Origin of the sequence: Aureispira sp. CCB-QB1, from assembly GCF_000724545.1 — a bacterium.
GTDB lineage: Bacteria > Bacteroidota > Bacteroidia > Chitinophagales > Saprospiraceae > Aureispira.
In genome coordinates this window covers 105,985-114,847 of the sequence record NZ_JHBV01000023.1, presented here as the reverse complement: position 1 = coordinate 114,847, position 8,863 = coordinate 105,985, and the positions used below count along the sequence as shown (strand labels likewise).

4 protein-coding genes are annotated in these 8,863 nt (G+C 37.7%); 3 read left to right on the top strand and 1 reads right to left on the bottom strand.

Annotation, left to right across the window (positions count from 1 at the left end; genetic code table 11):
- Positions 1-244 precede the first annotated feature (244 nt).
- The 3 genes from CG11_RS11255 to arsM all read left to right on the top strand — a co-directional run bounded on the left by CG11_RS11255 (position 245) and on the right by arsM (position 5,761).
- A complete protein-coding gene (locus CG11_RS11255; protein WP_052596214.1) occupies positions 245-1,288 on the top strand; it encodes a glycosyltransferase in 1,044 nt (347 codons plus the stop codon).
- A gap of 463 nt (positions 1,289-1,751) precedes the next feature.
- A complete protein-coding gene (locus CG11_RS11250; RefSeq protein ID WP_052596212.1) occupies positions 1,752-4,589 on the top strand; it encodes a tail fiber domain-containing protein in 2,838 nt (945 codons plus the stop codon).
- A 197-nt stretch (positions 4,590-4,786) separates the two neighbouring features.
- Positions 4,787-5,761 carry an arsenosugar biosynthesis arsenite methyltransferase ArsM gene (gene arsM, locus CG11_RS11245; RefSeq protein ID WP_052596210.1) on the top strand — a complete coding sequence of 325 codons (975 nt, stop codon included), beginning with the start codon at positions 4,787-4,789 and terminating at the stop codon, positions 5,759-5,761.
- A 65-nt stretch (positions 5,762-5,826) separates the two neighbouring features.
- Here arsM and CG11_RS11240 read toward each other — a convergent pair whose 3' ends face one another.
- Positions 5,827-8,781 carry a lamin tail domain-containing protein gene (locus tag CG11_RS11240; RefSeq protein WP_052596208.1) on the bottom strand — a complete coding sequence of 985 codons (2,955 nt, stop codon included), beginning with the start codon at positions 8,779-8,781 and terminating at the stop codon, positions 5,827-5,829.
- Between the last annotated feature and the right edge of the window lie 82 nt (positions 8,782-8,863).

Here is an 8,863-nt window from a genome sequence, read left to right as displayed (position 1 = left end):
AAACTTAAGTATCAATGGCATTTGTTTAAAATTTTTGTCTTTTATTTCAATGAACTTCCATCATACATTTAACAACACAACCCTACTTGTCTGCTCTCTCAAAGTAGTACTTTTGTCAATTTTTACCTAATTTTTTACCAAAAATTTGTCATTCCTTTCCATGCTTATATTCTACTCCACTTTATCCATCTTCCTCATTTTATGCTACTTAGTAATAATTTTATTATACATATTTTATTGGAATTTGATAGAAGAGTGGGAAATCCCCTCTAATTATTCCTTTCGAACAACTGTTAGTGTTATTATTGCAGCAAGAAACGAAGCGGATAATATTCAACAATGCTTAGAAGCCATTTTAGCCCAGTCCTACCCTTCTGAATTATTAGATATTTGGATTGTCAATGACCACTCCGAAGATCAAACTGCTGATATTGTCCATTCATTTCATCATAAAAATATCCACCTACTAAACTTACCACCGAACCAAAGAGGAAAAAAGCAAGCCATTCAATTCGCTATTCAGCATTCTAAAGGAGACTTGATAGTGACTACAGATGCAGACTGTAGCATGGGTACAGACTGGCTCAAATATATCGTTAGTTATTACCAAGAATATCCATCCAAGCTAATTGCTGCCCCTGTTTCTTTTCATCGAGAAAACTCAATCTTTGAGTTATTTCAAACATTAGATTTTATGGGAATGATGGCTGTTTCGGGAGCAGGCATAAAAGGGCGATTTATGAACTTATGCAATGGTGCAAATTTGGCTTATGAAAGAACTGCTTTTGATGCTGTTAATGGGTTTGAAGGAATTGACCATTTAGCTTCAGGAGATGATATGCTATTGATGCAAAAAATTGCGGCACAATACCCGAATCAAATTGCTTATCTCAAAAACAAGCAAGCACAAACCTTGACCTATGCCAAACCAACTGTCAAAACCTTTCTTCAACAACGCATCCGTTGGGCTTCCAAATCTGGTGCGTATACCAATTGGCAGACAATAGTTATCCTTGCCATTGTTTGGATTTTATGCCTTAGTATGATTGTTGATCTTTTGCTAACTCCTTTCAATTATTTATTCCTGTTTTGGTTTGTTTTCAAATTTATCGCCAAAGGTTTTGCAGACTTCTTTTTTCTAGGAATGATGACTTCTTTCTTTGATCGGCCCAAACTAATGCGAGCGTTTATTCCCTCTTTGTTTTTTCATTGGTGGTATATTTCAGTAGTCGGCTTACTAGGAAATATTATCAAACGATACGAGTGGAAAGGAAGAAAAGTACGATAAACAATAAACCAACTCTCCCAACTTCACTACTCCAAAGTTGTTTACTTAAACTACAATTATTGAGAAGGCTCCTAGATAGTAGCTCTAGAAGAACACATATTTCTATTTATAATTTAAGTAAATAGATAAACAAAAAAAACAAACTATAACATTCAACTACAATTGAATAAAAAATAACATATCTCAAAACAAAATTCATAAAACTACTTTCTCCCTCCTTCAGCAAAAAAGAATTGCTATTTATTTTATGTACTTCTTTTTCGAACATAAAATATCTCCCCCTCTCAAACAATCAAACAATAAATTGATTTACAAATACTTAACAAAAGAAACCAATTCATTTCTTTTAAACATAGCTTGTTTTTAATTTTTTTTTCTTTATATTTACTCGGTAAAACTAAATTTTTAATCATTCCCCTTAAATATTAAATAAACCATTATTATATTTTAAATCACTCTCCAAATGAACAACTTTTACAAGCTTCTTGCAATACCTGCATTGGTAGCTAGCGCAAGCCTAGGTCTAAATGCCCAAAATGTAGGTATCGGAACAAACACCCCACACACAAGTGCAAAACTGCACATTACAGACGCCAACCGAGGCGTATTAATCCCCCAAATTTCAATTGGCAATATCAACTCACCAGCCCCCGTCACTACTCCAGCAACAGGTCTCTTAGTATGGAATACCAATGCAACTACAATTGGCGGTGGTGGAGAAGGGTTTTATTATTGGGCAGGTACTCAATGGACTCGATTATCAACTAGCGCTGGAACAGATAACCAAAACTTAACAAGTGCCACTCTTACAGGCACCAACTTAACCATCAATATTGAAGATGGAGCTTCTACTTCAGTTGATTTATCCGCTCTTGTTAACGATGCCGACTTTGTGATTGGTAACGAATACAATACTGGCGCTTCGCTTTCTGGCACCAATCTGAACATTACCGATGGTGGTGGTACGAGAACCGTTAATTTAGCCTCTTTGGTCAACGATGCCGACTTTGTGATTGGTAACGAATACAATACCGGTGCTTCGCTTTCTGGTACCAATCTGAACATTACCGATGGCGGTGGTACGAGAACCGTTAATTTAGCCTCTTTGGTCAACGATGCCGACTTTGTAGTTGGTAACGAATACAATACTGGTGCTTCGCTTTCTGGCACCAATCTGAACATTACCGATGGCGGTGGTACGAGAACCGTTAATTTAGCCTCTTTGGTCAATGATGCCGACTTTGTAGTTGGTAACGAATACAATACCGGTGCTTCGCTTTCTGGCACCAATTTGAACATTACCGATGGCGGTGGTACGAGAACCGTTAATTTAGCCTCTTTAAATGAATCTGGTCGAAATGGTTTGCGAAATGTAGGCAACTTTATACACTTAGGAGGTACGCTTATCGAAAATACAACCGTTTCTGCCAACACATTTGCTATGAATTTTAACCTTAACAATACTGGTGATTTTAATATTCAAGACAATGGCGTTAACAAGTTTACAGTCTTAGATAATGGCACATCTAGATTTGGTGGGGACGTTGAATGGAGAGATGGCAATACTGGTGGTACACTATTAGCAAACTTGTTTGATGATGGTAACGATGGTCGTTTTATCATCCGAGAAAATGGAGCTACATCAGTAGACTTAGATGCTAATAGCCAATTTATCTTCAACGAACAAGGCTTAGACCGCAACCTTAGAATTGAATCGGATGGAGATGCAAATAACTTTTTCTCAGATGCAGGAACTAATAGAGTTGGTATTGGAACAGGCACACCTGCTCAAAAATTACATGTCGTTGGTGTAACCAGAGTTTCAACATTGGCAGGAACAGGCAATCGCATGGTTATTGCCAATGCCAATGGAGATTTGGCGACTCAAGCTATTCCTGCTAATGGGGATATTACTGCTGTTAATGCTGGTGCAGGGATTGTCGGAGGTGGAACGACAGGAACAGTTACTCTAACTGCTGCTGCTGACAACGGTCTTTATGTTAATGCTGGTGCCGATCGAATTCGCTTGGGAGGTACATTAGTTGAAAACACAACCATTACTAATCCTAACAGTCAATTCGTATTTAATTTATCCAATACTGGAGATTTTCACATTCAAGACAATGGCATCAATCACTTTTCTGCTTTTGATGATGGAAACACAGCATTCGGTGGAGATGTTTACTGGCGAGACGAAAATACAGGAGGTACTATCCTTGCTCAACTAATTGACGATGGCAATGATGGTCGTTTTATCATTCGAGAAAACGGGGTAACTTCTGTAGATTTAGATGCTAACAGCCAATTCATCTTCAATGAGCAAGGGCTAGATAGAAATTTCCGTATAGAATCGGATGGCAATGCCAACATGTTCTTTGTAGATGCAGGCATGAACAGAGTATCTGTTGGAACAGCAACCTCTGCTGGTACATTTAATGTTTTAGGCAACTCATACCACTCTGATGACATCTATCTAAGAGATGGCGCTGTAAACGGTGGCGATATACTTGTTCGTATTTTTGACTCTGCTGATGATGGAATCATTGATGTTTACGAAAACAATGCTATGAATCACCGCATTCATGGTAATGGTACTTCTGTATTTAATGAGCAAGGCAATAACAACGCTGATGTTCGTATGGAGTCCGACACAAGAACAAATATGTTTTGGTTAGATGCTGATGAGAACTTAGTTCGATTTGGTACGGCTTCTACTTTTTCTGATAATGGCAATGGAACTACAGTAGGTGGAACAACTGTTGATTATGTTGCTGACTTTGATCGTGGTATTGGTGCTACAGGAACCGCGATTGGGATAGGTTCGGTAGAGTATTTGTTGGATAACTCCTCAGAAACGACTATTAACAATGCCTTCTCTCCGACTACACACATCAATAGAGATTTAGGTTTTTCTACAACTGTACGTGGATGGGACGATGTTTATGCTGATAATTTTGTTAATATTTCTGATTTAAGAGAAAAGGAAGACATCAAAGAGTTAAGCTATGGCTTGGAAGAAGTACTAAAAATGCGTCCTGTCTCTTATGTATTAAAACAAGATCCTTTTGGAGATAGAAAATTAGGGTTGATTGCTCAAGAAGCATTGGTTTTGGTTCCTGAAGCAGTCAAAACGCACGACAACAAAATTTTGGATGAAGCAAAACCAGAAGAATACACAAGAATAGAATTGGAACGTATGGGTATGACTTACCAACAGTTAATCCCTGTTTTAATCAAAGCAACTCAAGAACAACAAGCTCAAATTGAAGCACTAAAAGCAGAAATTGAGGCACTTAAGTAATCCTTCAAAAAAAATAGTTGTTCACTAATCCAACCATGATTAGCAAAAAATAGCCAACTATTAACATTAATAAGGTATTGAAAAAGGCATTTCTAATTTGAGATGCCTTTTTTTTATACTAGCTTTACAACATTACAACTAAGTCCCCTACATTTTTATTTTCTCAATTATCATCAAGGATTCATAAATTTCAAATTATGGAAAAACACTATTTAGAAACTACTAAAAATGTCTATAAACAGGCGGCAGAAACACCTGATGTAGGGCTTTGTTGTACGACAACACCTATTTGGCAATTGCCTGGATTAGAAATTCCTTCAATTATGTTGGAAATGAACTATGGTTGTGGCAGTACCGTCAACCCAAGGGATTTGGTTAATAATCCCAAAGTTTTATATGTTGGTGTTGGTGGCGGGATGGAATTACTCCAATTTGCCTACTTTAACCGTCAACCTTCTGGTGTTATTGGCGTGGATGTAGTAGATGAAATGCTAACAGCCTCCCGTCAAAACTTCAAAGAAGCTGAAACGCTAAATCCGTGGTTCAAATCCGAATTCATTGATTTAAAAAAAGGAGATGCACTAAATTTGCCCGTAGAAGATGCTTCTATTGATGTTGCTGCTCAAAATTGCCTGTTCAACATCTTCAAACTAGATGACCTTAAGAAGGCTTTAGAAGAAATCTATCGTACATTGAAGCCTCATGGACGTTTAGTCATGTCAGATCCAACCTGCGAGCAGCATATGCCAGAAGAATTACGCCACGATGATCGACTACGAGCACTGTGTCTAAGTGGGTCAATTCCTTTACAATCTTATATTGATATGATTACCAGTGTGGGATTTGGAACCGTCGAAATACGCGCCAAGCGCCCCTATCGAATCTTAGACCCCAAGCACTATGCAACAGATCAATTGATCTACATCGAGAGTGTAGAGGTTTGTGCGATAAAAGACCCTATGCCCGCTGACGGTCCTTGTGTATTTACAGGGAAAACCGCCATTTATTACGGCAACGAAGCCTTTTTTGACGATCAAAAAGGGCATACCTTATTACAAAATCAACCCATTGCTATTTGTGACAAAACGGCTAAAGCCTTGTTAGATTTGGAGCGTGATGATATTTTCATTTCTGAATCTACTTACTTCTATGATGGAGGAGGTTGTTGTTAGTTTAGTTATTCTACATCCGTTAAGTAAGGCACTCCAATAGAAGTAGTGCCTTATTTTTCTATCGACTATACCGTAGGAATTACTTTTTCTTTCAGCTTATATCCCCCTACCCCCAAAAGTAAAATACTCAACATTATCCACAATCGCTGAAGCGTATCGCTTGTTTCTTTCAGAACTGAATTAATTCGCCCTGGTGTTCCCTGAACATTAACAGAGCAATTCCAATTGGCTGCTAGTGCATTGTCTGCTGTTGTATAAACCAGTTCTAAAGAGGTACATTCTTGGGTATTACCATTCCAATACGTCACATAATGCACACTATCAACCAATTCACCAAAAGCATTGTACAACATCAATCGCTCTCCTTTGTTAGACAGCTTCCCTTGATAACTACCATTGGCTTCAAACCCGTACTCTGATTTAAACAATTTCGAATTATTCGTCAACACACAATATTCTCCTCCCTTAATGAGGGCGGTATCAGAAAATTTAAAATGAATACCTGCCTTAAATTCAAACTGAGCCAAATGAATTGTTGTTGTACTAGGATTATGAATTTCTATAAACTCCAAACCATCTTTAGATTGCCACAATAATTCGTTAATAACTAAGGCTGTTCCATAGTAATCTGGCATTTTTTGAGGTATAAATTCGATGGGCTCCGACCAATGACTACAATACCCTATTGTATCTTGCACCCGAACTCGAATTCTATATCGATGCTTAGGCTGAACTGCTCCCAATGGAAGTGAAAGTAAAGTCTCAAAAGGTGTTCTATACTTCCCCTCCCATTTAGTCACAATTTCATAGATTTTAGGATCTGTTTCCGAATGTAATTTTTGATCTTTCTTATTAACTTCTGCAATACGCCATTCTACGGCTTGTATTGTTTCTCTATCAATGTTCCCTATCTTAAATTTCAAGGCATCAACCTCATATTGTGAACTACCATGGTAAGTAATGGTAGGTGTATCAGGAATACTATCGTGAAGTATCTCTTGAAGTATGAATTTACGTCTTCGCTGAACAAAACGCTTAAGTTGACCGATCTGGTTCTCAAAGCTCCCTTCATATTCATGCCCCCATCGCAACTTATCCAAATCAACAAACGAATAGTTCAAACTAGGTTGATAAATAAAAGCCGCTTGTTCATCAATTAGTTGGAACATTTGTTCTTCATTAAACAACAAATCCAAGACAGAACGCAATTCATTTTCATAAGCAATTTCTAGTGCTTGATGCTCAAATACAGCCTTAAAAATTCCAGAAGAAATAGTGCTCTTAATTCTAGAACTGGTCCATGTTTTGTCAACGTCCCAAGGAAAAAATTGCCAACCTTTTTCTGGATGTCGATATTCTGTCCACCAATGCTGTTTCCGATAACCAGACTCTTTATTAGCAATAAGCTCATTTCCAATCAAAAACCCCAAATAGTTTTCCCAATCCAAGTTTTCTTTCCACCATTCTATCGAATGCTGTTGATAACAACTGCTATCCCAATCCACATATTTTTTTTGCTGCAATCCAATCTTCTGATTAGACTTATGTCTTACCTTAAAGGGCTTATAAGAATAAATATTGGCGTTGGGCAAGTCATGTGTTTTTAAAAAATCACCATCGTAATTTTCTAACATCAGATACAACCCCCAAAAATCACCTTCTACACTATCTTGTTCTTCTTGATGTTGCACAACTCTCAGATGCAAATAATCGGCATGGCTAGCACTAGTTCCTTGCAAACGAAATAACCGATACAAAACCGATTCAGACAAACCATGTGTATTAGGATTATCCAACAACCAACCACCAGACAATACCAATTTATTCCGCCGAGTAGTGTAAGCTTTTCCTTGATTGTTAACAACTTCTATTTTAGCATTATTATGGAAATTAAACTTTAAATTCCGCTTTCTTCGACTATGTCGATTGTTATAACCTCGACTTCGATACCCTACATGATCATAGACGACTCCATTATAAACAACCGTTCCTGTTGCTTTATAAGTTCGAGCTTCGTGTTCATAAATCAAATATTGAACATCATTAGACTTGGCAATCAAGTGACAAACAGGTAATGTCCTTAAAGAGTCAAAACTATATCCACAAAAAGCAGGTACTTTATCATAGACAAAATAGGCAAAATTAGGTTGAGGGTGGCTTTGTCGTGGTGCAATACTGATACTATCTCCTTTTGCAATAATTTTATACCGAATCAAATGGCGATGTCGTTGCAAACTGGGTGGCATTTTGAGGGTATAGATTCGATCATTAGCTTCCAAATCCCCTTCCTTGCCATTATCCAACATAGTTAACATCATCCAATTGGTTTGATACGTAGAATCCTCCAACGCGATATACGATCCAGGGGCAACAACTTGATACCACAATTGTACTTCTTTGGCATTCCTAACATTGGCAACAATTGTTACTGCTTCGTTGGATTTTGGCACTTGAGGATGCTGATCCACATGCTTAATAATTGGTAACAAATGGGGAGTAAACACAGGAGTGTTCGGCCGTGTAGGGCTAGGCGTAGCTACTTCCCAATACTGACCAATCCGATTATCAAATGCTGGGTTTATTAATTGTAATGAACAAGCTACTTTTTTCTTGCAATACGGCCATGTTGCTTTGTCTTTATAATTAACTCGATCTACTTCCTCTCCCAAATGATTTTTCAAAACAAGACACTCTCCCTCTCCTTTCAAACGTCCCTTAAAAGGACCTAAAACTTGCTGGCGCTCTCCCAATTCGTATTCATCAAGCATTACTTTCACACGTTTAGCAACTACCAAATAAGCTCCACCTTCTAAAATTGTTCCTTCAGGAAAAGTGTACTCAATTCCTTTTGTAAATTTCCACTTAGAAAGGGTAACAGCAGATTGACTTTTATTGTGTAGTTCTAAAAATTCTCCTCCCAATATGTTGGGGCTGTGATGGATTTCTGTAATAACAATGGGATTGGCTACTATGGGGCTTGCTCCCAATAGTACCAGTAGTAGGTAAATTAAATTAGGCATAGTCTCGTTCTATAGGTGTTAATGTGTGCGACGAAACTACACGAAAAACCATATAAATAAAACAGCCTTAACGCTGCTTTAT